Origin of the sequence: Pseudomonas sp. FP2196 (assembly GCF_030687715.1) — a bacterium.
Classification (GTDB): Bacteria; Pseudomonadota; Gammaproteobacteria; order Pseudomonadales; family Pseudomonadaceae; genus Aquipseudomonas.
This window is the reverse complement of record NZ_CP117445.1, coordinates 3,900,345-3,925,201: the sequence shown is the minus strand read 5'-3', so window position 1 is coordinate 3,925,201 and position 24,857 is coordinate 3,900,345. Positions and strand designations below refer to the sequence as shown.

At 60.5% G+C, this 24,857-nt stretch carries 23 protein-coding genes; 12 read left to right on the top strand and 11 right to left on the bottom strand.

From position 1 onward, the window contains the following. Nucleotides 1-44: 44 nt before the first annotated feature. Entirely contained in the window at nucleotides 45-1,436 is a 1,392-nt protein-coding gene (locus PSH79_RS17510) for an FAD-dependent oxidoreductase (RefSeq protein ID WP_305438677.1), read from the top strand. Nucleotides 1,437-1,547: 111 nt separating this feature from the next. On the opposite strand, the gene PSH79_RS17505 is transcribed toward PSH79_RS17510, so the two are convergent. Continuing rightward, complete coding sequence (locus PSH79_RS17505) at nucleotides 1,548-2,942, bottom strand: type VI secretion system Vgr family protein (protein ID WP_305438676.1); 1,395 nt, start codon at nucleotides 2,940-2,942, stop codon at nucleotides 1,548-1,550. A 221-nt stretch (nucleotides 2,943-3,163) separates the two neighbouring features. Here PSH79_RS17505 and PSH79_RS17500 point away from each other — a divergent pair, with 221 nt between their 5' ends. Continuing rightward, nucleotides 3,164-3,868 (top strand): YebC/PmpR family DNA-binding transcriptional regulator, encoded by a 705-nt coding sequence (locus tag PSH79_RS17500; protein WP_305438675.1) that lies wholly within the window; start codon nucleotides 3,164-3,166, stop codon nucleotides 3,866-3,868. 127 nt (nucleotides 3,869-3,995) lie between these two features. On the opposite strand, the gene PSH79_RS17495 is transcribed toward PSH79_RS17500, so the two are convergent. After that, nucleotides 3,996-5,309, bottom strand: a complete 1,314-nt coding sequence (locus PSH79_RS17495) for a leucine-rich repeat-containing protein kinase family protein (RefSeq protein ID WP_305438674.1) — start codon at nucleotides 5,307-5,309, stop codon at nucleotides 3,996-3,998. Nucleotides 5,310-5,401: 92 nt separating this feature from the next. Next, nucleotides 5,402-6,526: a cell division protein ZapE gene (gene zapE, locus PSH79_RS17490; RefSeq protein ID WP_305438673.1), complete on the bottom strand. Its 1,125-nt coding sequence runs from the start codon at nucleotides 6,524-6,526 to the stop codon at nucleotides 5,402-5,404. Between the two features lie 304 nt (nucleotides 6,527-6,830). On the opposite strand from zapE, the gene PSH79_RS17485 reads away from it, so the two are divergent. The 7 genes from PSH79_RS17485 (at nucleotide 6,831) to PSH79_RS17455 (ending at nucleotide 13,257) form a co-directional block, all read left to right on the top strand. Further along, on the top strand, nucleotides 6,831-7,334 hold the full coding sequence (locus PSH79_RS17485; RefSeq protein WP_370872668.1) for a spore coat U domain-containing protein: 504 nt from the start codon (nucleotides 6,831-6,833) through the stop codon (nucleotides 7,332-7,334). Between the two features lie 105 nt (nucleotides 7,335-7,439). After that, a complete protein-coding gene (locus tag PSH79_RS17480; protein WP_305438670.1) occupies nucleotides 7,440-7,973 on the top strand; it encodes a spore coat U domain-containing protein in 534 nt (177 codons plus the stop codon). A 20-nt stretch (nucleotides 7,974-7,993) separates the two neighbouring features. Continuing rightward, nucleotides 7,994-8,530, top strand: coding sequence for a spore coat protein U domain-containing protein (locus PSH79_RS17475; RefSeq protein ID WP_305438669.1), 537 nt, complete (start codon nucleotides 7,994-7,996; stop codon nucleotides 8,528-8,530). A gap of 4 nt (nucleotides 8,531-8,534) precedes the next feature. Next, nucleotides 8,535-9,035: a spore coat U domain-containing protein gene (locus tag PSH79_RS17470; protein WP_305438667.1), complete on the top strand. Its 501-nt coding sequence runs from the start codon at nucleotides 8,535-8,537 to the stop codon at nucleotides 9,033-9,035. Between the two features lie 30 nt (nucleotides 9,036-9,065). After that, entirely contained in the window at nucleotides 9,066-9,854 is a 789-nt protein-coding gene (locus PSH79_RS17465) for a molecular chaperone (protein ID WP_305438666.1), read from the top strand. 77 nt (nucleotides 9,855-9,931) lie between these two features. Next, nucleotides 9,932-12,289: a fimbria/pilus outer membrane usher protein gene (locus PSH79_RS17460; RefSeq protein ID WP_305438665.1), complete on the top strand. Its 2,358-nt coding sequence runs from the start codon at nucleotides 9,932-9,934 to the stop codon at nucleotides 12,287-12,289. Beyond that, nucleotides 12,286-13,257, top strand: coding sequence for a spore coat U domain-containing protein (locus tag PSH79_RS17455; RefSeq protein ID WP_305438663.1), 972 nt, complete (start codon nucleotides 12,286-12,288; stop codon nucleotides 13,255-13,257). The genes PSH79_RS17460 and PSH79_RS17455 overlap by 4 nt, the downstream gene beginning before the upstream one ends. 11 nt (nucleotides 13,258-13,268) lie before the next feature. On the opposite strand, the gene PSH79_RS17450 is transcribed toward PSH79_RS17455, so the two are convergent. Both PSH79_RS17450 and PSH79_RS17445 read right to left on the bottom strand, forming a co-directional pair. Continuing rightward, nucleotides 13,269-14,024 (bottom strand): anti-sigma factor, encoded by a 756-nt coding sequence (locus tag PSH79_RS17450; RefSeq protein WP_305438662.1) that lies wholly within the window; start codon nucleotides 14,022-14,024, stop codon nucleotides 13,269-13,271. After that, nucleotides 14,021-14,527, bottom strand: coding sequence for a sigma-70 family RNA polymerase sigma factor (locus PSH79_RS17445; protein ID WP_305438661.1), 507 nt, complete (start codon nucleotides 14,525-14,527; stop codon nucleotides 14,021-14,023). The genes PSH79_RS17450 and PSH79_RS17445 overlap by 4 nt, the downstream gene beginning before the upstream one ends. Before the next feature lie 157 nt (nucleotides 14,528-14,684). Between PSH79_RS17445 and PSH79_RS17440 the strand changes: the two genes are divergently transcribed. Both PSH79_RS17440 and PSH79_RS17435 read left to right on the top strand, forming a co-directional pair. Then, nucleotides 14,685-15,779, top strand: coding sequence for a catalase family peroxidase (locus PSH79_RS17440; RefSeq protein ID WP_305438659.1), 1,095 nt, complete (start codon nucleotides 14,685-14,687; stop codon nucleotides 15,777-15,779). Next, nucleotides 15,776-16,321 carry a cytochrome b gene (locus PSH79_RS17435; protein ID WP_305438658.1) on the top strand — a complete coding sequence of 182 codons (546 nt, stop codon included), beginning with the start codon at nucleotides 15,776-15,778 and terminating at the stop codon, nucleotides 16,319-16,321. Before PSH79_RS17440 ends, PSH79_RS17435 begins: the two co-directional genes overlap by 4 nt. On the opposite strand, the gene PSH79_RS17430 is transcribed toward PSH79_RS17435, so the two are convergent. From PSH79_RS17430 to PSH79_RS17420, 3 genes are all read right to left on the bottom strand, one after another. Next, complete coding sequence (locus PSH79_RS17430) at nucleotides 16,318-17,517, bottom strand: MFS transporter (protein ID WP_305438657.1); 1,200 nt, start codon at nucleotides 17,515-17,517, stop codon at nucleotides 16,318-16,320. The genes PSH79_RS17435 and PSH79_RS17430 overlap by 4 nt on opposite strands. Before the next feature lie 148 nt (nucleotides 17,518-17,665). Next, nucleotides 17,666-18,817: a M14-type cytosolic carboxypeptidase gene (locus PSH79_RS17425; protein WP_305438655.1), complete on the bottom strand. Its 1,152-nt coding sequence runs from the start codon at nucleotides 18,815-18,817 to the stop codon at nucleotides 17,666-17,668. 480 nt (nucleotides 18,818-19,297) lie between these two features. Next, on the bottom strand, nucleotides 19,298-19,636 hold the full coding sequence (locus PSH79_RS17420; protein ID WP_305438654.1) for a DUF3077 domain-containing protein: 339 nt from the start codon (nucleotides 19,634-19,636) through the stop codon (nucleotides 19,298-19,300). A 130-nt stretch (nucleotides 19,637-19,766) separates the two neighbouring features. Here PSH79_RS17420 and PSH79_RS17415 point away from each other — a divergent pair, with 130 nt between their 5' ends. Further along, nucleotides 19,767-20,426 carry a LexA family transcriptional regulator gene (locus PSH79_RS17415; RefSeq protein WP_305438653.1) on the top strand — a complete coding sequence of 220 codons (660 nt, stop codon included), beginning with the start codon at nucleotides 19,767-19,769 and terminating at the stop codon, nucleotides 20,424-20,426. Nucleotides 20,427-20,465: 39 nt separating this feature from the next. Here the strand turns inward: PSH79_RS17415 and PSH79_RS17410 are convergent, their stop codons facing one another. From PSH79_RS17410 to PSH79_RS17400, 3 genes are read right to left on the bottom strand one after another with little or no spacing between them, the layout of a single operon-like run. Then, the gene (locus tag PSH79_RS17410) at nucleotides 20,466-22,415 is read right to left on the bottom strand and encodes an acetyl/propionyl/methylcrotonyl-CoA carboxylase subunit alpha (protein ID WP_305438652.1); all 1,950 of its coding nucleotides are present in this window, start codon (nucleotides 22,413-22,415) and stop codon (nucleotides 20,466-20,468) included. Beyond that, on the bottom strand, nucleotides 22,415-23,230 hold the full coding sequence (locus PSH79_RS17405) for a gamma-carboxygeranoyl-CoA hydratase (RefSeq protein ID WP_305438651.1): 816 nt from the start codon (nucleotides 23,228-23,230) through the stop codon (nucleotides 22,415-22,417). The genes PSH79_RS17410 and PSH79_RS17405 overlap by 1 nt, the downstream gene beginning before the upstream one ends. Before the next feature lie 13 nt (nucleotides 23,231-23,243). Further along, nucleotides 23,244-24,851 (bottom strand): carboxyl transferase domain-containing protein, encoded by a 1,608-nt coding sequence (locus tag PSH79_RS17400; RefSeq protein ID WP_305438650.1) that lies wholly within the window; start codon nucleotides 24,849-24,851, stop codon nucleotides 23,244-23,246. Nucleotides 24,852-24,857: the final 6 nt, after the last annotated feature.

The window sequence follows — 24,857 nt, the reverse complement described above, 5'->3', positions numbered from 1 at the left end:
CACTCGCGGCAGGCTGTGGCGTGGCCAACTGACTGGAGAATCCCATGAGACCGTTTTGGCTGGAGCAGGCCTTGCAGGCCGATGTGTCCGCAACTTGCCCGCCGCTGCAAGGCGAGGTGCGCAGTGACGTGTGCATTGTCGGCGGTGGTTACACCGGGTTGTGGACGGCGATCATGCTCAAGCAACAGAACCCCGAACTCGATGTCTTGTTGATCGAAGCCGACATCTGTGGCGCTGGTGCCAGTGGGCGAAACGGCGGTTGCGCGCTGTCGTGGTCGGCCAAGTACTTCACCCTCGAGCGCTTGTTTGGCGTCGAAGAAGCGGTGCGGCTGGTCAAGGAATCGGAGCGCAGCATCCACGCCATCGGCGAATTCTGCGAGCAATTTGGCGTCGATGCCGATTACCGCCTCGACGGCACGCTGTACACCGCCACCAATCGCGCGCAGGTCGGCTCGACAGACGCCGTGATCGCGGCGCTGGAGCGCAACGGCATCAACTCGTTCAGCCAGCGCCCGGTCGCGGATGTACAACGCATGGCTGGGTCGAACAAGCATCTGGAAGGCTGGTTTTCCCCGGCTGCCGCCAGTGTACAACCGGGCAAACTGGTGCGCGGGCTGCGGCGGGTGGCGTTGCAACTAGGGGTGAAGATTCACGAAAACACCGCGATGACCGGTTTGGAGGAGGGGCGGCCAGCGCGCATTCATACCGCGAACGGCAGCGTGATCGCCGACCGCGTGGTGCTGGCGATGAACGCGTGGATGGCCCGGGCGTTTCCGCAGTTCGAGCGCAGCGTGGCGATCGTTTCCAGCGACATGCTGATCACTGAACCGCGCCCGGATCTTTTGCAGGAAATCGGTTTGACCAGTGGCGTCACCGTGCTTGATTCACGGATTTTCGTGCACTACTACCACAACACTCCGGACGGCCGGATCATGCTCGGCAAGGGCGGCAACACCTTCGCTTATGGTGGGCGGATGCTGCCCGTGTTCGATCAGCCATCGCCGTATGCCGGATTGCTCAAGCGCAGTCTTGGCGATTTCTTTCCGGCGTTCGCTGATGTCAAAGTCGATGCAACCTGGAACGGGCCGTCCGATCGCTCGGTGACGGGGCTGCCGTTTTTCGGCCAGATGAGCAACAGCGGTAATGTGTTTTACGGTTTTGGGTATTCCGGCAGCGGCGTGGGGCCGTGTCACATGGGCGGGCAGATTCTCGCCTCCTTGGTGCAAGGGCTGGATAACCCGTGGACGCGCTCGCCACTGGTCAACGGGCCGCTGGGTTACTTCCCGCCGGAGCCGATCCGCTATCTCGGATCGTTGATGGTGCGCAACGCCATCCGCCGCAAGGAACGCGCCGAAGACCACGGGCGCCGGCCCCGGCATCTGGACGTGCGCCTGGCAAAATTCGCGGCGGCGGCGGGCAAGGCTGACAAAGGCTGAGTACACCACTTATCTCTGTAAGCGCTGCAGAAGGCTGCGATCTTTTGATCTTGATGGTTAAAAGCGAAATCAAAAGGTCGCAGCCTCGTTTCACTCGACAGCTCGTGCAGGTCATGTAGCGCGATTGAGCAGCCAGTCGAGCAATAAACCGCTGTCGGATGCGGGTTGTGTTGCCCGGGGTTCCGGATTGCGGGTGTAGCCCAGGCACAGAATCGGTCGGTCGGGATCGCTGTCGAGGAAGCTCACCCATACTTCGCTGCCGGCGGCGGGCAACTCATCAGGCGTCATTCGGCTATTGGCTCGGGTCATGGCGGTCGGTAGCCAGATCGCTTCGGTTTCGGTGGCTGGTGATGGTTGCGAGGGCCACAGTCTGACGGCGACCCGGCCGAGTTCGTCAAACCGCGCCGTTTGCCCCGGCGTGCCAATGACCTCCGCCAGATGATAGCCGGCGATACTCGGGCGCCGTTGTTTGAGCGGCGGGCGAAAGTCGGTGGACCAGGGCTGGGCACTGAAATCGTTGTAATAACGGTGCACCGTCGGGGTAGGGTCAAGGATCGATGGATGTTGTCCATGGTGGCGGATGGAGGTGATTCGCCATTGCTCGTTGAAGTGGCTGACCGGATGCTCCGTCACCTGCAACAAATGCCCACTGAGCAAGCCGATACAGTCGCTGCGTCCATTGATCGAGCGATGCTGGCAACGTTGTCGCTCCAGATGCCGACGACTGCGCTGTTCGCTGTAGCGCTGTTCCAGCGAGGGCGGCGGTGTGGGCGGATTCGACGGGTTCTGATTGGCGGCATCTTCGCCGAGAGTTTGCTGCCCTCGATTGCGTACGGCGTGGAGCGTCGGCATCGGCGCGGCGTGGTGATGCTGGAACAGCGCACTGATAGTGGGCGAGGGCGCTTGCTCATCAGCCTTGAACGGCAGCAGCGCCGGTTCCTGCGGCAGGCTCAGGCTGTCATCGGCAAACACTACAACGTGACCGTCGGGCCGGTGTTCGAAGTGATAGTGGATGCCTTCCTCTTCGCAAAGTCTGTGCAGCAGCGCCAGATCGCTTTCCTCGAACTGGATGCAGAACGGCCGCACCGGGTATTGCCCCACGGTCATTTCCATCCGGTAGCTATCGCTGGGCAGCGCATTTTCAGTGAGCAACTGCTGGAGAATCTGCGGCACGCTCAGTTGCACGAACACGCGCCGATTACACCGCCGGGCCAGGTTTTGCAGGTGGGGCACCACTGTCAGGCGATAGCCGATCCGGTGCGTTCCGCGATGTTCGCAACTGGCGCTGTGGATGATGCCGTGAACCCCGTGATGATCGTCCAGGCGCAGAAATGCCGGTTGCTGCAACAGCGTGCCTGGCGCCACGGCGGGTGCCAGGCCGATCAGCTCGATGTCGAAACGGTAGGGCTGGTTAAGCGCTTCCTCGCCTTTGAAACGCAGCACCGGCAGGCATAACCCGCTGGCGGTCAGGGTAAGGGTGAACGGACTTTCCTTGTCATTGAGCATTCGAACAGGCTCTGTCAGGCAATACGGGCCTCAGAGGGTACGAAACCGCAGCGCTGAATGGTTATGTCAAAGGCGTTTTTCAGAATTGCCCTACAAGCACTGGTGAAGAAGTCGATTCCGCATTGGATTTTTTTGGTCGATTGCCGACTTTAGGCCGTATAAACTTGCCGCCACGCGTCGGCCAATAGATGTCTCGGCGCCACAGATCAAGAGAGTGAGTAATGGGCGCACAGTGGAAGGTTAAACACAAAGAAGCGGCAGCTAACGCCAAGGGCAAAATCTTCGGCAAACTGGTGAAAGAAATCACCATTGCTGCTCGCAACGGTGCCGATACCGCCACCAACGCACACCTGCGTCTGGTGGTCGAACAGGCCAAGAAAGCCTCGATGCCGAAGGAGACCCTGGACCGAGCAATCAAGAAAGGCGCCGGTCTGCTGGGCGAAACCGTGCAATACCATCGCGTGACCTACGAAGGTTTCGCCCCGCACCAGGTGCCGCTGATCGTCGAGTGCGTCACCGACAACATCAACCGCACCGTCGCGGAAATCCGCGTGGCATTCCGCAAGGGCCAACTGGGCGCTTCCGGTTCCGTAGCGTGGGACTTCAACCATGTGGGCATGATCGAAGCCTCGCCGGACACCCCGGACGCCGACCCGGAAATGGCCGCGATCGAAGCCGGTGCCCAGGATTTTGAAGAAGGTGAAGAGGGCGCGACCCTGTTCCTGACCGATCCGACCGACCTGGATTCGGTGCAGAAAGCCCTGCCGGAACAAGGTTTCACTGTGCTGTCGGCCAAGCTTGGCTACCAGCCGAAAAACCCGGTCAGCGGTTTGAGCGATGAGCAGATGGCTGAGGTTGAAGCGTTCCTCGAAGGCCTCGACAACCATGACGACGTGCAGGATATGTTTGTCGGCCTGGCTGGCTGATTTGTTTCATTTGTAGCACTGTCATCGCGGGCAAGCCCGCTCCCACAGGTATTGCGTCGTACACAAATTCTGTGATCGCCACCAAACCCTGTGGGAGCGGGCTTGCCCGCGATTGACCGACTAGCGGTCACTGCTTTTCCAGTACCTCCACCACTTCACTGAACCCCGGCCGCCCCGGCACATCCGCCTGACAGCAGCGCCGCTGCAGTTCTTCCAGTACCTGACGCCGATCATCACTCAACCCCGAGTCGATGCGCGCCAGCAATTCTCCAAGCAAAATCCCGAACGCCCGCACTTCAATGCGTTGCAGCGCGTGGGTTTCGAAGTTGTCCGTGGTGGCATGGAAAGACGCCGCACCGAAGTCCCCCAATAAACAGTCGCCCTGATCGTTCAACAGAATGTTGTGCCCGTAGAGATCGCCGTGGGTGATGCCGTGCTGATGCAGGTGCTCGGCTGCCGAAGCGATGCCCTTGGCAATGCGCAGCGCCACCTCGGCGCTGAACCGGCAATTATCGGCATACACGTCCCGTGAGCAGGAGGCCAGGCTCGGCAATGCCGCCAGATTGAGGAAGCTCGGATCAATCAATTGCATCACCAGCCCCTGCTGTCCGTCGGGGTGGCCAGTAATACGGCCTTCCACCCGGATCAGATTCGGGTGCAATCCGGCGGTGATGCAGGCGTTCATTTCGTGCAGCGGCGAACCGTCGCTGGTCATCTCGCCTTTGTACAGCTTGACCGCGACCGGTTGCGCCGAGCCATCGGCGCGCTGCCAGATCGCCCGGAAAATCACCCCGGAGGCGCCTTCACCAAGTTGTTGCTCCAGACGCAACGCCGTCCAGTCGATCTGCGGCGTGGTTTCAAGGGCGGCGGCGTCGGCTTCGGTTTCCAGCGGATTACCGGCGTAGGCCAGCCACGTCAGGCTCGGCAGCGTCAGCAGAAACTGCGGTAACTCGGTCAAGCGGTTGGCAGCGATGCGGATCAGTTCCAGTCGATGGCAGTTGCCCAGGGATTGCGGAAGCGATTGCAACTGATTGCCTGCCAGCATGAGTTTTTGCAAGTAAGGACGTTCGCCCAGTTCATTCGGCAGGGTTTCGATGCAGTTGTCGGTCAGAATCAGCCAGCGTAGCAGCGGGGGCAGGGCGGCACCGGGCACATTGACGATGCGGTTGGCCTTGAAGCCGATCATCGTCAGTGCGGCGCATTGGCCGAGGCAGGCGGGCAGTTCGCTGAACTGGTTGTCGGAGCAGAACAGCACGCGCAGGCGGGTCAGCCGATGCAGATCATCCGGCAAACTGCTCAAGGCGTTGCCGCTGAGGTTGAGCACCTCCAGCGTTTCGGCCAGATCGAAGATCTCCGGCGGGAATTCGGTCAGGCCGCAGGACAGATCCAGCCGCGTGATGCCCGACAGTTCGCCGGCGCGCAATTGAGCAAGGGTGTGCATGAAAGTCTTCGCAATAGAGGGGGCGCTGGGAATGGGCGACATGATAGCGGCAAAGCTGTAGTTGCAGGCTGCTCCAGATCTTTGGAACGTTATCAGGCGTGCACTTCTTGCAACTGTCCCAATCGACTCCGCGTGCGGGCCAGGTCGATAGCGTTGCCCGCCAGGCTTTCGCCCAGCGGCAGTCTACCGAGCAGGGTCAGGTGTTTGTCCTGGTCGTAAAGCACGTCGATCAGGTTGATGAAGCGCTGTTGCGCGGCGATCGAGCATTCAGCCAGTTCCGGCAGATCGTCGATGATCCAGTGGTCGAAACGCCGACACAGTTCCAGATAGTCCATCACCGCGGTCGGTTGATCGCACACATCAGCGAAGGTAAAACCGACGCGCCGACCCTCGCACAAACGTGCCTGAATCTGGCGGGTGCCGACTGTTAACGGCTGGGGCGGTGCATTCTGCGCAGGCAGATTCAGCGCCTGACGTTGAGCCGGCGTGGCCGGCCACACGAAGAGTCCGTGGGTGAATACCTGATGTGCGTGATTGCGCGCCTGACTGCGGTAATCGTGGGGCCCGCCGACTTCCATGACCTGCATGCGCGAGTTGATCAGCTCGATCACCGGTTTGAAACGGGCGTGATAGAGCGGATTGGGCAGCAAGCCCTCCGGCGGATAGTTGGACGTCACCAATAGCAGAATTCCGCGTTTGAACAACGCCTTGAACAGCCTTGTGATGAGCATCGCATCGCCGATGTCATGCACATGAAACTCGTCGAAACACAGCACCCGACAATCCTGCAACAACTCATCGAGCGTGAGGGCGAGCGCATCGTCCTGCTGGCGATGACGGAACATGCCCTGGTGCAGTTGCGCGAAGAACTCATGGAAATGCAGGCGGCGTTTCTGCGTGATCGGCAGTGCCTGGAAGAAACCATCGAGCAACCAACTCTTGCCGCGCCCGACGTCGCCGTACAGGTACAGGCTCGGCGGCGTCTGCCGTGATGCGCCGAACAGCAGACTGGCTTGCTGTGCCATGCAGTCGATCACGCGCTGCTGGCCCTGGCTGAGGGTGTAGCCCTGGTCGTGGGCCTTGTTGCGGAAATAATCGCGGATCGACCGGGCACTGGCGTCATGGCCGGCGCTGGCAGGCAGACCTTTGCCGAACAAGCGGCGCAACGCCAGCCAGCGCTGGGTCAGTGGCGATCGTTTCGGCGGTTGGGCGATCACTGCTGTTACTCCGTGCTCGTCAAAATCGGCTCCCCAGGAGCGCGGCGCGCTAGTGTAACCAGACGCGCCGCTGGCCTTCCACCGCAGTTGGTCAAGAGTGGGCGGTCATTGAACAATTTTGTATGGCGCGTACAGCTATTTGGAGTGAAAGGATCCGACGTGTTACCAACCTTTCGAAACATATACCCAACTATCCGTGGATCCAATCGACTGGCGCAATCGTCGTCCGTTGCTAATCTGAAACACAGTAACGACCTTCGGACGATCCCTGACAAGGAATGGGACAGTGAATGTACGTGTGGTCATGGGCCTGCTGGGTGTGCTTGTTGCACCCGCATACGCGGCGGATCTTCAGGTCGAAGTACGGGTCGATGTGCAGCGCGGCTGCCAGTTGATCGGCCAGCAGCGCGAGGCCGGTATCGAGCAACTGGGTGTGCTCGACTTCGGCAGCACAGCGCGTCTCGACGATCCGGCAGGGCCACTGGGGGCGGCGCTGACCAATCAGCGGCTGCCGCGTCTGGAGTGCAATCCGGACACGCCGTATCAGATGCGAGTCGATGGCGGTTTGCACGGCGGTGTCGGCGAAGTGCGTTACATGGCCAGCGATGCGGGCAGCAAGCCGATTCCTTACCGGTTGTATCAGGACGCCGCGCGGCGCGTGCCATTGGTGGTGGATGTACCGGTCAGCGGTCGAGTGCCGGACAGCGGCACAGTGGAATTGCCCTTGTACGCGCGGATCGAGCGTTTGGCGCAAGTCCCCCGGGTCAGCCGTTACTCGGATCTGGTCAAAGTCACGGTCACCTGGTGATCGCAAGGTTTCAGTCGGCAATCCACCGGATTCGGATTGCGCAGGGAAGGCGTTCAATGATGGGCGCGTTGGTCGAGTCATCCTCAGGGAGCAGGGAAGGGCGAAATGACAGGCAAGCACTGGGTGGTCGTGGCGGCAGGTACGCTCGCATTACTCGCTGACGACGCGCAAGCGGCGGTGAGCGGGCAGATTCATGCGCGGCTGATCCTGATTGCCGGCTGTGAAGTGACCAACACCAGCAATCCCTCCAGCCCGGTCAGCGATTTTGGCAAGCTTGATTTCGGCCTTCAGGGCCCGACCTGGAACACGCCGATCAACGCCAGCCTCGACAGCGACGGCAGCGGCAAACTCAACGTCGCGTGCAACCCTTCGGTCACCGGTTTTACCGTCACCATCGACGGTGGCGCCCATGGTGACGGCAATACCCGGCGCCTGAGCAACGGCCGCCAGACCATCCCTTATCAGCTGTTTCTCGATGCCTCCGGCAACCAAAGCTACAGCATCGGCCAACAACACAATTTCGCTGTCACCAGCGGTGCACAGATACCTATCCCGGTATTTGGCTCGGTGGTGGCGAATACCCGCGCGGTTCCGGCAGGTGTCTATACCGACACCCTGACGGTGACGCTCGACTGGTAACCCCGTAGAGGACGGAAACCATGCGTACGTTTGCATCAAGGATAGGTTTGTCGCTGCTCGGCCTGACGCTGGTTTCCAGTGCCCATGCCGCCACCACTGTCACTGGCCAGATCACCTCCAGCCTGATCCTGATCAGCAGCTGCCAGGTCAACGGCGCCGGCGGCTCCACCGGTCTGAACTTCGGTGCCTTGAACTTCGGCACCGCCAACAGTCTGTTCACCACTGCCACCGGGCAAGTGCTGGGCGGTGGTGGCGGAGCACTGTCGATCCTCTGCTCCAGCGGCACCACGCCGACGGTAAAGGTCCGCGCCGGTTCCCATGACGGCATGTCCCCGGGGGGGACGCGCGCGCTGTACGACGGTGTCGCCAACTACGTGCCATACGACTTGTACACCGATGCCGGGCATTCGCAGCTGTTGGCGATTGACGGCACGATCAATCTGGCGGCCAGCACTGGCGTAGCACAAACGGTGAACATCTATGGTCAGGCAGTGGGCAAGGCCGGTTTGCCGGCGGGGACCTACACCGACACTGTCGCTGTTGAACTGACGTTCTGATGCCATGCGCAGGCATGGCTGCATCGCGCTGCTCCTGCTTTGTGCGGGCAGTACGCCGCTGCCGCTGACGGCGGCGACGAGTCAGAGCTTCCAGGTCAGCGCCACGGTCACGGCGGGGTGTCTGGTGGTGGGCGGGGTGTCGAACTATGGAGGGCTGAATTTCGGCTCGCGATCAGCCCTGGCCACCGGCACGGTGCAGGTCGCGTTGACCGGTGGCGTGCAGTTGCAATGCACGCCGGGCGTGACATTGAACATGAGCGTCGATGGCGGCCAGTACAACAGCAGCGGCCGGCACATGCAGGTCAACAGTGGCAGTGCGCGGGTGGCGTATGCGCTGTTTCGCGATGCCGCGTACAGCCAGAGCCTGGGCATCGGCCAGAGCGTAGCGGTGGCCTACAGCGATGCGAACAACATCAGCCTGCCGATTTACGGTCAGGTGCAATTGCCGGGCAATCAGCCTGGGGGGACATACAGCGACGTGCTGCAGGTGCAGCTGTCGTGGTGAGGCGAAGGTTGTTCGAAAGGGAGCGGTTTTATGGGGGCAGTTACATCTCGGCACGTGTTCATTCAGCGCGCAATGTTGGCGCTGGTCATGTTCGCAGCAGGCCATGCACAGGCGGCCAGTTCGGTATTGATCTGGCCGATTGATCCGGTGCTGGAGGCCGATCAACAGGCCAGCGCGCTGTGGCTGGAGAACCGTGGTAGCGAAACCGCCAATCTGCAGATTCGCGTCTTCGCCTGGAGCCAGAACGGTTTTGCAGAGCAGTACCAGAATCAGCGTGACGTGATTGGCAGTCCGCCGGTGGCGAAGATCGAACCGGGGCAAAAGCAATTGGTGCGCCTGACCCGAACCAAAGACATACCGCCGGGGCAGGAACTGGCCTACCGCATCATCATCGACGAAATCCCTTCTGCACAACCGGCCTCCGCTGACGGTGGCAAAACGGCGGCGGCCATTCGTTTCCAGATGCGTTACTCGGTGCCGCTGTTTGCCTACGGTGCGGGGCTGTGGAGCAAAGAGGACAGCACGCGCCCACGTGATCCCAAAGGCATCGGCCTGCCGCAGTTGAGCTGGCGCACAGTGGCGGTCGACGGCCGGCCTTATGTGGAAGTGCGCAATCAGGGAGCGGTCCATGCGCGGCTGACCGACGTGGCTATCAAACAGGGTGGGCAGAGCAAACCTGTGGCTGAAGGCCTGCTGGGTTATGTGCTGCCGGGGGCGGTGATGCGCTGGCCGGCACCGGGTTCGCTGGCCGGTGATTCGGCATTGCAGGTGCGGGTCAATGGTGCGCCCCAAGTGCAGAGCATCACCCCGGCACGCTGAGGATTCGTGTCCGAATAGCTGGCGTCGGTTAAAGCAGTATCAGGAGGATTGAGTCCATTGACGGACGTAAAGCGCGTATGAGCCCAGGATGGGCTCGCCGTATTCAGCGTCCGTTGTGGTTCATCACCGGCGCTTGTTGCCTGGTGTTCGTTCAACCAACCGGGGCCGGCGAGCTGCCGCCACCGCCCAGCGGCATGGAGGCCGTAAGTGATGCACAGTTGTTTCTGGAACTGGTGGTCAACCAGATGAATACCGGCCGCGTGGTGGCGGTGGAGCAGCGCGGTGGGCGGCTGTTCCTGCCGGCCACGGCGTTGCGCGAAACCGGTATGAAACTCCCTGACAACCTCGGCGTAGAAGTCGACCTCGACGGTCTGCCAGGGCTGCACAGCGAGTACGACAGCGTCGGTCAGCGCTTGCTTCTCGAGGTACCGCCGGACTGGCTGCCGGAGCAATTGATCGGCAATCGCCAGGCCTATCCACGAACCCCGGCGTTGAGCAGTTTCGGCGCGCTGTTCAACTATGACTTGTACCTCAACGACACCGATGATGCCGGCACGTATCTGGCGGCCTGGAATGAAGTGCGGCTGTTCGACAGTTGGGGCACCTTGTCCAACACCGGGCAGTACCGGCGCACCTTGTCCGGTGATTCGGTGAGCACGCTGAACAACGGCTACCTGCGTTACGACACCACGTGGCGTTACTCCGATGACGAGCGAATGCTCACCTACGAAGCCGGCGACGTGATCAGCGGCGCGTTGCCATGGAGCAGTTCGGTGCGTCTGGGCGGCGTGCAGTTCTCCCGGGATTTCGCGGTGCGTCCCGACCTGGTGACCTACCCGCTGCCGCAGTTTGCCGGCGAAGCGGCGGTGCCGTCCTCGGTGGATCTGTTTATCAATGGCTACAAGTCCAGCAGCGCCGAGCTTCAACCTGGGCCGTATACGCTGACCAACATTCCGTTCATCAATGGCGCTGGCGAAGCGGTGGTGGTGACGACGGATGCGCTGGGTCGCCAGGTTTCGACCACAGTGCCGTTCTACGTCACCAGCAGTTTGCTGCAAAAGGGTTTGAGTGATTTTTCTGTGGCCGCCGGTACGTTGCGTCGCGATTACGCCCTGAAGGATTTCAGTTACGGGCCGGGCGTGACCTCCGGCAGCCTGCGTTATGGTGTCAGCGACACTTTCACCCTCGAGAGCCACGCCGAAGTCGCTGATAGCCTGACCCTCGCAGGGCTCGGGGGGAACCTGCGGCTGGGCAATTTCGGCGTGCTCAACAGTGCGATCAGCCAGAGCCGTTTCGAAGGCGACGGTGGGCAGCAATTGAGCCTGGGTTATCAGTACAGCAACCAGCGCTTCAGTTTTTCTTATCAACGCCTGCAACGTCACGATCAATACGCTGACCTGACCGTGGTCGACAGCCCCTACATCAGCCTCAGCCGCCGCAGCGAACAGGCCACCCTGAGCCTCAATCTCGAGCGCTGGGGCAGCCTCGGTGCCGGGTATTTCGATGTGCGCGCGGCTGACGATTCGCGCACCCGCCTGCTCAATCTGAGCTGGAGCAAACCGCTGTGGCGCAACAGCAGTTTCTACCTGTCGGCCAACCGCGAAATCGGCGACAGCAACTGGGCGCTACAAGCGCAACTGGTGATTCCGTTTGACTTGCGTGGCAGCCTGGCGATCAGCAGTGAACGCAGCAAGACCGGGCAGACCCAGCAGCGGATCAACTACAGCCGCGCGGTGCCATCCGAGGGCGGGGTGGGCTTCAATCTGGGTTACGCCAAGGGGGACGGCGCCGATTACCGTCAGGCTGACGTGACCTGGCGTCTGCAATCGGTGCAGTTGCAGGCCGGGGTTTATGGTACCTCGGACGCCGAAACCCGTTGGGCCGATGCCAGTGGCTCGCTGGTGTGGATGGATCAGCAGGTGTTCGCCGCCAACCGCATCGACGATGCGTTTGTCGTGGTCAGCACCGATGGTTTTGCCGACATTCCGGTGCGGTATGAAAACCAGCAAGTGGGTAAGACCGACAAGAACGGACATCTGTTGGTACCGTGGAGCAGTGCTTATTACCGTGGCAAATACGAAATCGATCCGCTGAATCTGCCGGCCAACGTGCGTAGTCCGAATGTCGAACAGCGTATTGCGGTGCGGCGTGGCAGCGGGTACTTGCTGGAATTCCCGCTGGCCCGGGTGATCGCGGCGAGCATTGTGTTAGTCGATGCACAGCAGCGTGAATTGCCGCTGGGCGCAGGCGTGTTGCATGAACAGAGCGGCACAAACACGGTGGTCGGGTGGGACGGGCTGGTCTATCTGGACAATCTGCAGGCGCATAACTCTTTAAAGGTCACGCTGGCCGATGGCAAAACCTGCAAGGCGCAGTTCAGCGTGGACATGAATCAGCGCCAGGTGCCGCTGATTGGTCCGTTGGTGTGCCAATGATCGGTGTCCGTTTGTGTCTGTGGCTGGTGCTGATGCTGCCGGGGGCGGCGCAAGCCTTGTGTTCAGTCGTCACCACCACGCCGGCGGCCTTCGGTACGCTCAGTTCGATTGCCGTACGCACCACCTCGCAGCCCAGTTCCACCCTCAATGGTGGTTTGAGCTGCACGGGTTCTCTGTTGACGTTGTTGAGCAGCAGCGACAACTTCTGGGCCACCGTCTCCTCGACCCAAAGTGGCCTGGTCGGGCCGACAGGTGATGTCATCGGTTACACGATCTACGCCAACAACAGCACCAGTTACCCGCTGACCCGCGGTACGGCATACGACTTCGCCCGCAATGGCATCATCGATGCCTTGGGGCTGCTGGGCGGCTCAACACCCAAAACCGTGCCGCTTTATTTGCGTACGACCATCGGCAGCAACGTCGCTGCAGGCGTCTATACGGAAACCCTGAGTATTTTCTGGAATTGGAATTACTGCTCGGGGATCGGGGTCGGCAATGTTTGCCTGGGCCGCGATATCAACAATGGAACCACCACGTTGACCGTCAACCTGACCGTGTCCAACGATTGCACGATTACCGCGCCGAACATCGCGTTTGGCAGTGCGCCGGTGGTCAGTGCCTTTACGCCGGTAACCGGGCAGACCATCAATCTGGCTTGCACCAAGGGCAGCGCCTACACCGTGGGCTTGAGCGACGGTCAGAACCCGGTAAGCGTGGGTGGGCGACGGCGGATGATCTCCGGCGGCAACTACCTGGCCTATGACATCTTCAAAAGCGCCGGCACGACGCGTTGGGGCAGTGTCGGCACTGCGCGTCGGGCGAGTACCGATGCCGAGGTCAATCCGGGTAATGGCATGGGTACCGGCAGCCAGATTTTCAATTACAACGCAAAGATCTACACCGATCAGACCACACCGCCGGCGGGGACCTATCTGGACAATGTGATACTGGATGTCGGTTTCTGAGCACGCGTGTTTCACAATTGCAGCGATTGCTTGAGCTGTTGCGCCGCTGGCGTATCAACCGGGCTGACCATCGCATAGTTGTACCCGCCACCCGACCAGTACTCGGCGTGCAAATCCCCATCACTGCGGCTGCCACGGGGCAAAAAGGTGTTTTTCGGCCCCGGCGGTCGCACATAAAAACTCACTTTGTGCCCACCGCGATCCTCGTACATCACCATTGCTGCCGGACCTTCATCGGTGCTGAGCAGGCGACCACTGACCGGTTCAAATCCGGCCGACTTCAGGTCTGGCAAGCGACTCGCCTGATTGAAATAGCGGTCGAGCCAGCGCTGCATATCGCCGTCGCCATCGACCTTGTAATCGGCCGGCAATATGCCTTGCTGGGCAATCAGTCGATAGGCTTGCAACGCATCGGTCATCGGCAATATGGAGGCGCGCACGAGGGTCATTTCCCGCGCCTGCCAGCCACTGAAACCGCCGACGCTGACCGCGATCAGCAACACTGCAGCGCTGGCCAGATGGCGGCGCGACTGACGTTTGCGGCGCTGGCGAATCATCGACGGATCAAGCGCCGGATTGGCCGGTTGCTGTAGCGCGCCACTTAGCGCCGCGCGCAGTTGCTGGGCGTCCTGTTGCCAGCCGCGCACTTGCGCGGCTTCATCCGGGTGGCTGGCCAGCCAGGTTTCCAGCACACGCCGGTCGGCGTCGCTGAGCTGGTGGTCGACGTAAGCGTGCAGGTCACGCTCGCTGGGAGGCAGGCTGATCATTTGAGTATCCGCAAAGAAGGGCTGCTGATTTCGCCGTCACTGAGTTGGCGCAAGGCCTGGCGGGCGCGGGACAGGCGCGACATCACGGTGCCAATCGGGGCGCCAAGGATCTCGGCGACCTCTTTATAGGAAAGGCCTTCAACCGAGACCATAAGCAGCAGAGCGCGCTGTTCGGTGGGTAATCGGTCGAAGGCTTGCAGGGTCGATTGCGCGATCACCGTGCGCTCCACCGAAGGCTCGACGTCGTCGCGACCGGTAAAAAAATCAAGCATCCGTGCATAGCGGCGAGAACGACGATGGGCATCCAGAAACTGCCGATACAGGATCGCAAACAGCCAGGCACGCAGGTCGCCGTCGGCGCGTTTATCGCCCCAACTCGACAGTGCCCGCTCCAGGCTGGCCTGCACCAGATCGTCGGCGCTGCTGCTGTTGCGCGTCAACGACACGGCAAAGCGGCGCAATCTGGGAATGATTTCTCTCAACTGTTCGTCGAATTCGCTCATGAATTTCTGCTAGTCACTACGCTGTGGACTAGGGAGACGTCCGTCGTTGGAGGTTATTCCACGTTCGGAAAAATAAATACCGGGCCGTGGAATAAACCCTGACGGAGCGCGTCTTGCTGATTCTTCCTATTTGTGGCCGATGGCCCTGGAGTTATTCATGGTTGATCGCAATTCACCCACAGGCGGGCCGCAGCGCCCGCCACTGAGTGCCGCGAGCCTGATTGTGCGTCTTGGCGGTATAGCCGTGGTGGTTGCAGCAGTGGCCGGGGCGTTTGCCTACGTGCATGGCAACTTTGACCCACAACGTCTGACGCCCAAAGCGCTGGTCGATGTGTTGGAGAATAACAATGGCGTGCATCCCGGGTTTCGCCGCAATCACGCCAAAGGCGTGTGCGTGATCGGCCATTTCGAGAGCAGTGGCGAGGCGCGGGTGTTCTCCACCGCGCAAGTGTTCAACGAGTCACGCACGCCGGTAGTGGGGCGTTTTGCATTGCCGGCGGGCAATCCTTATGCACCGGACAGCGCCGTGCCGATTCGCAGCCTGGCGCTGCGTTTCACCCAGGCCAACGGCCAGCAGTGGCGTACCGGGATGAACAGCATGCCGGTGTTTCCGGTGGGTACGCCTGAGGCGTTCTATCAACTGCAGCAGGCGCAGTCCCCGGATCCGGCCACCGGTAAACCGGACCCGGCCAAGGTGCCGGCATTCTTTGCAGCGCACCCGGAGGCCGTGCCGTTTCTCACTTGGGTGAAGACCGCCAAACCGTCGGCCAGTTACGCCACCGAAACCTATAACAGCATCAATGCGTTCTATTTGGTGGACGCCAGCGGGAAGAAGCAGGCCGTGCGCTGGAGTATGACGCCGTTGGCCCAGGATGCTGCGGGCGCCACCGCACCTGAGGGCGGCGACTTTCTGGAGAAAGACCTGGTGAAACGCTTGGCTGCTGCACCACTGCGTTTTCAGTTGAATATCACCCTGGCTAACGCCGATGACCCGGTGAACGACGCCAGCAAAACCTGGCCCGAGGGTCGCAAGGTGTTGAACGCCGGCACGTTGGTGCTGGAGAAAACACAGCCGCAACTGAGCGGTGAGTGCCGTGACATCAACTACGACCCACTGGTTTTACCGGCCGGGATTCAAGGTTCCGACGATCCATTGCTGGCCGCTCGCTCCGCCGGTTACGCCGATTCCTACCTGCGCCGCACCAGCGAAGTCAGCCAATTGCCCGCCGCCAAACAGGAGGCTCGCCCATGAGCAAGCAACCGACTCATTTCGCGCTGTTGGCGCGGCTGCTGCACTGGCTGATGGCGGTGATGATCATCGCGATGCTGTTTATGGGTGCCGGTATGGTCACCTCGGTCTCAGAACGGCATGAATGGCTGATCAATCTGCACAAGCCGTTGGGTATTGCGATTCTGGCGCTGGTGATTGTGCGTTTGTTGGTGCGTTTCTCGACCCGCCAGCCACCGCTGCCGGCGGATCTGCCTGACTGGCAAGTGCTGGCCGCCAAGGCTTCGCACGTCTTGTTGTATGCGTTGATGCTGGTGTTGCCGCTGCTCGGTTGGGCGATGATCAGCGCCTCGGGGGAGCCGGTGATGCTCAGCAGTTCGTTGCTGTTGCCGTCGATTGTGCCGGCCGATGCGCAGGTGTTTGCGTTTCTGCGCAAAGCCCATGGGTATCTGGCATATCTGTTGTTTCTGACCGTGCTGCTGCACCTGGCGGCGGCGTTGTTCCATGGCTGGGTGCGCCGCGACGAGGTCCTCGACAGTATGTTGCGTGGGCGAGATCGCAGTTAGCCCGCTTGGGTGGCGCATCGTTCAGGTGCGCCGCTTTTCAGGGTCAGCCACCAATAGCCCAGCGCGACCGCGTTGATGCCTGCACCCAGCAGGCACACGCCAGTCCAGCCGGCCCACGCATACATGGCGGTCGATCCGATTGAGCCCAACGCGCTGCCGATCGAATAAAACAGCATGTAACCGGCAGTAAGGCGGCTTTGCGCTTCGGGGCGCACGCTGTAGATCATGCTCTGGCTGGTGACGTGCACGGCTTGCAGGCCTAGATCCAAAGTAATCACTCCAAGCAGCAACGCCCACAGCGAGGATTGGGTGAGGGCGATCGGCAGCCACGAGCCGAGCATCAACAGCAGCGAAAGCCCGCTGACCCATTGGCCCAAGCCTCGGTCGGCCAGGTGTCCGGCGCGCGCGGCGGCCAGTGCGCCTGCTGCACCGGCGAGTCCGAATAATCCGATTTCGCTGTGGGAAAGCGACAGCGGTGGGGCGGCCAGTGGCAGTACCATCGGCGTCCACAACACCATGGCGCTGGCGAAGGTCAACAACGCGAGCAGTGCGCGTTGGCGCAGAACCGGCTCTTCCTTGAACAGGCTGAATACCGAGACGATCAGTGCGCTGTAACTTGTCGCGAGTTGCGGCGCTTCTGCTTTGGGCAGCACGCGAAACAGCAGCAAAGCCATCACCAATGTCAGTCCCGCCGACAGCCAATAGATGGCTCGCCATCCGGCCAGATCCGCCATAGCTCCGGCGACCGTGCGTGCCAGCAGGATGCCGACAACGATGCCACTGGTAACGACGCCGACTACGCGACCGCGATGTGCCGGATCTGTCAGTGTCGCCGCGTAAGCCACCAAGACTTGAGTCACCACCGCGAGCAAACCGGTCAGCGTCATGCCAAGCAATAGCCAAAGAGTGGTGGGGGCCAGCGCGATAATCAATAACGCCGCCGCTGACAACAGCGTTTGCGTGACGATCAACCGTCGTCGATTCAGCAAGTCACCGAGCGGCACGAGCAATACCAGCCCAACGCCGTAACCGATTTGAGTCAGTGTAATGACGATGCCGATGGAGGCCGGCGGCATGGCAAACGCCTCGGCCATGGCATCCAGCAGCGGCTGTGCGTAATACACGTTGCCCACGGCCAAGCCGCAGGCCACGGCGAAAAGCAGCACGACACTGCTATTGAGTGATTGAGATTTCATACCCGGATTCCCTTTTGGGTTGCAAATTAAAACCAGAATGACGGTAAGTATTCTGGTTTTAATTTGCAACCTCATTTGTGGCGTCCATGGACAGCACAAAGCAAAAGATCGCAGACAAGCTGCGATCTTTTGGTAACGCGGGGAGGTATCAGCGCAGGGTATCGACCATGTCGGCGATGGTGGTCAGCACGTCTTTGCCCAACTGTTTCGAGCGTTTACCCGACCAGCCGGTTTCCGGATTCGGTGCGTCGTCGTGATCCTTGAAAGGCATCTCCAGCGTCAGAGACAGGCAGTCGTACTTCTGACCGACGCTGTTGCACGCCAGGGTCATGTTGGCCTGGCCCGGTTCGTCGCGGGTGTAGCCGTACTTGGTCTGGAAGTCTTTGGTGGTGTGCTTGAGGTGGCTGCGGAAGTGTTCTTCGAGCTTCTCGATCCGCGGCGTGTACCCCGGATTGCCTTCACAACCGGCGGTGAACACATGGGGGATTTCTTCATCGCCGTGTACGTCGAGGAACAGATCGACGCCATACTTTTCCATCTGCTGCTGTACGAAAAGTACTTCTGGGCTGACTTCCTGACTGGCGTTCTGCCAGGCACGGTTCAAGTCCTGGCCCATCGCGTTAGTCCGCAGGTGGCCATGGAAGGCGCCGTCCGGGTTCATGTTCGGCACCAGATACAGATCGGCACTGGCCAGCAATTTGTTCAGCACCGGGTCGTCGTGTCTTTCCAGGCGTTCGATGACACCTTCCATGAACCATTCGGCCATGTGCTCGCCGGGATGTTGCTGGGCGATGATCCAGATTTTGCGCTGACCTTCGCCACCGCTGCCTTTGCGCAGCAGTTGAATATCGCGACCCTCGACGCTTTTTCCGGTGGCGAGTAACTCGGTGCCGGCCTTGGTCAGTGCCTGCTCGATCAGCCAGTCATGACGGCCACGGCTGTACGGTTCGAAATAGGCGAACCAGGCGTGGGGTTGAGTGGCTTCAAGGGAGAAACGCAGGCAGTCGCCTTCGAAAATCGTCGGTACGCGGAACCAGTTGACGTGGTCGTATGAAGCGACGGCCTGGTAACCGGTCCAGGCTTTGTTATACGAAGACTGGCTGGCGTTGTTCAGGCGAAACCAGTGTTCCTGGCCGACGTGCAGGCCGCTCGCCTTGAAATGGAACCACTGGAAATGCGCGCTGCGGGTGTCTGGGCGGATGGCCAGAACCGGGTTGAGCGGATTGCTGATGTCGATGACTTGAATGTTGCCACTGTCGAAGTTGGCGCTGATGTCGAACGAAGATTTGGCCACGGTCATAATCGGTTCCTGAGTATGATTTTTATGGCCGTTACTTTACACGCAAGACAGCGGTGAAACCGAAGGGAATTGCGGATGTTGGCGGGGGGCGTCCTCCATGACGCGGACGCAGCTTAGAGGCTATGCGATTGATTCTCAAGTGCTAATTGTCATTAGTTTGACCCAATGTGGCCGGGCTTCGCTTGCCAACCGATATTCTTTTGATATTATCCGCGCCATCGAATTTGCAGTACCTGAAGACTTCATTAGCCTGAAGCCATAAGCCCGAAAAACGGGCAAAAAAAGACCCGGCAAAAAGCCGGGTCAAAAACCGTGATTAGCCTGATGAGGAGATAGTCCAGAAGACCGACCTAAGGTCTCTGGCCCATCGACTGATCTCGCGACCAGTTGCTTGCAATAATAATCATTATCATTTGCAAGTCAAATGTTTTTATCTGCGCGATTGGAAAACTCTTTCCTGTCCGTCCGAATTCCTGCCCCTCATACTTCAGCGCCATCGATCGAATGGTCGACCATCGCCCGCGCCATATCCACCATGTGCACCACCGAAAAAGCCAGATCGCGACTCGCGCCATGCAGGTTTTCTGCTGCCTTGAAGGCAGTGGCGGCCGCGCAGCGCAATAGATCGGAAGCGTGCACCAGTGCTTCTTCGCCGCTGAGGTGGCGTCTGACATTGAAAAAGCGTTCATCCACCTCGGGTTCTGACACAGCTGGTTTCAAGTAATAATCCAGGGCTCGCTGCGCCGCCGCGTTGCCTTGTGGCGAGGTGAAGGTGGTGTCCATTTGCAGATCGGGTAAGTCTTTGCTGCTGATATTCATGATGAAGAGCCACTCCTTGTTCGATTGGAAATCCGTGTCTTCAGGATAGTACGGTATGTAGTTGTGACTGGAATTTAAATACTACAATATGTGTTTTGCCGGCCGAAGGCGTCCGCGTAAGGTGCCGCACATGGATAAATGGATTGAGTTGGTCAAGGCCAAGATGAGTGAACTCAAAATCACTCAAACAGAGCTCGGAGAGCGCGTCGGTATGTCCCAGGGCGGGATCGGCCATTGGCTGAACAAACGCCGGGAACCGGGCATCACTGAAATGAACCGCGTGCTGCAGGCGCTGGGTATGGACTTCCTTGAAGTGGTGCTGGTGATCCGCGAGCCACAGGACGCGCCGGACGATGACATGCCACTGGCGCAAAAGTACAACCCTTACTTCCGATACCCGGTCAGCGACTGGCGCGCATCGTGCGAGGTGCGTGAGAGCGGTTCGGCAGTCTATGTGCCGACAACTGATAAACAGCGCTTCGAACTGACGGATTACCACGCCAGAGGTGCTGCGTTCTGGCTGGCGGTGGCTGGGGATTCGATGACCGCACCCAGTGGCCCGAGTATTGCCGAAGGCACGCTGATCCTAGTGGATCCGGAGGTGGAAGCTGTGCCCGGCAAGCTGGTGATTGCCCAGTGGCAGGGCAGTGAAGAAGCGATATTTCGCAAGTTCGACGAAGAGGGCGGCCAGCGTTACCTGGTGCCGCTTAATCCGACCTGGCCGAAGGCCCTGTTCACCGATGAGTGTCGAATCATCGGTGTTGTGGTTCAGGCAACGGCGCGATTCTAGTCAGATCGATCCTCGCCAGGCGTAGGATCGATCCTCCACTCACACCTCTTCCAGTTCGACCAAAGCGCTGCCTTCGCCGACCATTTCACCTTCCTGGCAATACAGCGCCTTGATCACTCCCGCATGCGGCGCACGGATGCTGTGCTCCATCTTCATCGCTTCCAGCACTACCAGTTGCGCACCTGCTTCGACCGATTGGCCTGCTTCCACCAGAACTCGCACGATGCTGCCGTTCATTGGCGCAGTCAGCCCCCCTTGATGACTATGGCTGGCGTCGACGGCGCTGATCGGGTCGTACGTTTGGATACGGCGCAACTCGCCTTCCCATTGCAGATACAGCGAATCGCCCTGGCGGATCGCGCGCAAGGTACGACGTACACCGTCGTGCTCGATAACCAGTGCTTCACCACTCAATTTCGCGTTGCCACCTGCATCCAGTGTCAGCGCCCGATCCTGGCCTTCGCAACTTAAATGCAGGGTGATCTCCTGCGGCAGACCTGCACGCAAACCGCTGTTTGCAGTCCACGGCGAACTCGGATCATCCGCCCGAGCAATACTCGGCAGGCTCTGCGCAAACGCCTGCGCCGCGACGTTCCAGAACGCATCACTCAACTCACCCGGAGCCGGCAACAGTTGCTCCTGATAACGCGGAATAAACCCGGTATCCAGTTCCGCCGCGGCAAACGCCGAATGAGCGATGATCCGCCGCAGGAAATTGATATTGGTCTTCAATCCGCCAATCGCAAACTCATCGAGCATGCTCAGCAAACGCAATCGCGCTTGTTCTCGATCCTCGCCCCAGGCGATCAGCTTGCCGAGCATCGGGTCATAGAACGGCGAAATCTCATCACCTTCCTCAACGCCGCTATCCACTCGACGTCCCGGTCCTTCAGCCGATTCACGATACAAATCCAGACGCCCGGCGGCCGGCAGGAAATCATTCGAAGGGTCCTCGGCATACAACCGCACTTCGATCGCATGCCCATTCAAAGGCACCTGATCCTGATTGATTGGCAGCGCTTCGCCACGAGCGACACGGATCTGCCACGCCACCAGATCCAGACCGGTGATAGCCTCGGTGACCGGGTGCTCAACCTGCAGCCGCGTGTTCATCTCCATAAAGAAGAATTCGCCGCGAGAATCCAGCAGGAATTCCACGGTGCCCGCGCCAACATAGCCGATGGCCTTCGCCGAACGCACCGCTGCCTCACCCATTGCACGCCGCAGTTCCGGCGTCAGGCCCGGTGCCGGGGCTTCTTCGACGACTTTCTGGTGGCGCCGCTGAATCGAACAGTCACGCTCGTTGAGGTACAGGCAATTGCCATGCTGGTCGGCAAACACCTGGATCTCCACGTGACGCGGTTTTAGCAGGTATTTCTCCACCAGCATCCGCGAATCGCCGAACGACGACTGCGCCTCACGCTGAGCAGAGGCGAGGGCTTCGGCCAATTGGCTCACGTCCTCAACCACTTTCATGCCTTTGCCGCCACCGCCAGCCGTGGCCTTGAGCAACACCGGATAGCCGATGCGTTCGCAGGCATCGCGGAACGTGTCGAGGTCCTGCGCTTCGCCGTGATAACCCGGTACCAGCGGCACGCCAGCGGTTTCCATCAGCGCCTTAGCGGCGGATTTGCTGCCCATCGCGTCGATGGCCGAAGCCGGTGGACCGAGGAAAATCAGGCCCGCCGCTTCGATAGCGCGAGCGAACCCGGCGTTCTCGGACAGAAAGCCATAACCCGGATGAATCGCCTGAGCGCCGCTGGCCTTGGCCGCTGCGATCAGTTTGTCGATTTGCAGATAACTGTCGGTTGCCTTGCTGCCTCCGAGATCAACACGAATATCCGCTTCACGGCTGTGCCGCGCTTCGCGGTCGGTGGCGCTGTGTACGGCGACAGTGGTCAGGCCAAGCGCTTTGGCGGTACGCATGACCCGGCAGGCGATTTCGCCGCGGTTGGCCACAAGCACGGTGGTGAGAACAGGTGCGCTCATCAACGCGGCTCCTTGGTAGAGGTTGCGGCTAGCCAGTTCGGTTGACGCTTTTGCAGAAACGCGCGCAAACCTTCCTGGCCTTCGGGGCTGACGCGGATACGGGCGATGGCGTTTTCGGTGTAGCGGCGCAGCGCCGGGGTCAGCGCTCCGTTCCCTACTTCACGCAGCAAGTCTTTGCTCGCGCGCATGGCGGCGGGGCTGTTGAGCAGCAGGTTGTCGATCCACTGCTCGACGCGTTGATCAATTTCAACTGCCGGATAGCTCTCGGACAACAAGCCGATTTCCCGCGCCCGTTGACCGCCAAAACGTTCGGCCGTCAGCGCGTAACGACGTGCCGCGCGCTCGCCAATGGCCTGCACCACAAACGGGCTGATCACCGCGGGTGCCAGACCGATACGCACTTCCGACAGGCAGAACTGCGCGTCATCGGCGCCAATCGCCATGTCGCAGCAACTGATCAACCCCAGCGCGCCGCCGAACGCCGCGCCTTGCACCACGGCCAAGGTCGGGATTTTCAGCTTGGCGAGGTTGTACATCAGCTCCGCCAGCTCGCGAGCGTCGTCGAGGTTGGTGTGGTAGTCGAGTTCAGCCGATTGCTGCATCCAGGCGAGGTCGGCGCCGGCGCTGAAGTGTTTGCCACGTCCGCGCAACAGCAGGAAACGCAGGCTGGCATCGCTGGCAACCTTGTCGAGGGCGAGGATCAGTTCGCGGATCATTTCGGCGTTGAAGGCGTTGTTCTTTTCTGCGCGGTTGAGCCACAGGGTGGCGAAACCTCGTGGATCGCTTTGCAATTCGAGGGTGTTGAAATCGCTCATGAGATTCTCCCGATCACATCCGGAACACGCCGAAGCGGCTCGATTCGATAGGCGCGTTCAGCGACGCGGACAAGGCCAGGGCCAGCACATCGCGGGTCTGCGCCGGGTCGATGACGCCGTCATCCCACAGCCGCGCGCTGGAATAGTAGGGGTGACCCTGCTCTTCGTACTGGTCGAGGATCGGTTGCTTGATCTCGGCTTCCTGCTCGGCACTGAACGCCTGGCCGCTGCGCTCAGCCTGTTCGCGCTTGACCTGCACCAGTACGCCGGCGGCCTGTTCGGCACCCATCACGCCAATGCGCGCGTTCGGCCACATCCACAGGAAACGCGGATCGTAGGCGCGACCGCACATACCGTAGTTACCGGCGCCGAAGCTGCCGCCGATGATCACGGTGAATTTCGGCACCTTGGCGCACGCCACCGCTGTCACCAGTTTTGCGCCGTGCTTGGCGATGCCGCCGGCCTCGTATTTTTGGCCGACCATGAAGCCGGTGATGTTCTGCAAAAACAGTAGCGGGATGCCGCGCTGGCAGGCCAGTTCGATGAAGTGCGCGCCTTTCTGCGCGGCTTCGGCGAAGAGGATGCCGTTGTTCGCCAGAATCGCGATCGGGTAACCGTGCAGGTGAGCGAAGCCGCAGACCAGCGTGGTGCCGAACAGTGCTTTGAATTCATCGAACACCGATCCGTCGACCAGTCGCGCAATCACTTCGCGCACATCGAACGGCTGCTTGGCGTCGGCCGACACCACGCCGTACAACTCATCGCTGCTGTAGAGCGGAGCAATCGGTGCACGCTGTTGCACTTCACCTAGTTTGCGCCAGTTGAGGTTGGCGACACTGCGGCGGGCGAGGGCGAGGGCGTGTTCGTCGCTCTCGGCGTAATGGTCAGCGACTCCGGAAATCTTGCAGTGCACGTCGGCCCCGCCCAGTTCCTCGGCGCTGACCACTTCACCGGTCGCGGCTTTCACCAGCGGCGGGCCGGCGAGAAAAATCGTTGCCTGATTGCGCACCATGATCGCTTCGTCGGCCATCGCCGGCACATAAGCGCCGCCCGCGGTGCACGAGCCCATAACCACGGCGATTTGCGGAATGCCCATCGCACTCATGTTGGCCTGATTGAAGAAGATCCGCCCGAAGTGCTCGCGATCCGGAAACACTTCGTCCTGACGCGGAAGGTTGGCGCCGCCCGAGTCCACCAGATAGATGCACGGCAGACGATTCTGTTGAGCGATGGTCTGCGCGCGCAGGTGCTTTTTCACGGTCAACGGGTAGTACGAACCACCTTTCACGGTCGCGTCGTTGGCGACGATCATGCATTCGACGCCTTCCACACGGCCGATCCCGGCAATCACCCCGGCGGCCGGCACGTCTTCACCGTAAACGGCGTGGGCAGCCAATTGGCTGATTTCCAGAAACGGCGAGCCCGGATCGAGCAAGCGGTTGATGCGCTCACGCGGCAGCAGTTTACCCCGCGAGGTGTGACGTTCCTGAGCTTTCGCGCCACCACCCTGGGCCACTTGGGCGAGCAGGGTGTGCAGGGCGTCGACCTGTTTGAGCATTGCCGCGCTGTTGGCGGCGAACTCCGCTGAACGCGGGTTGAGCTGAGTGTGCAAGGTTGCCATGGTCAG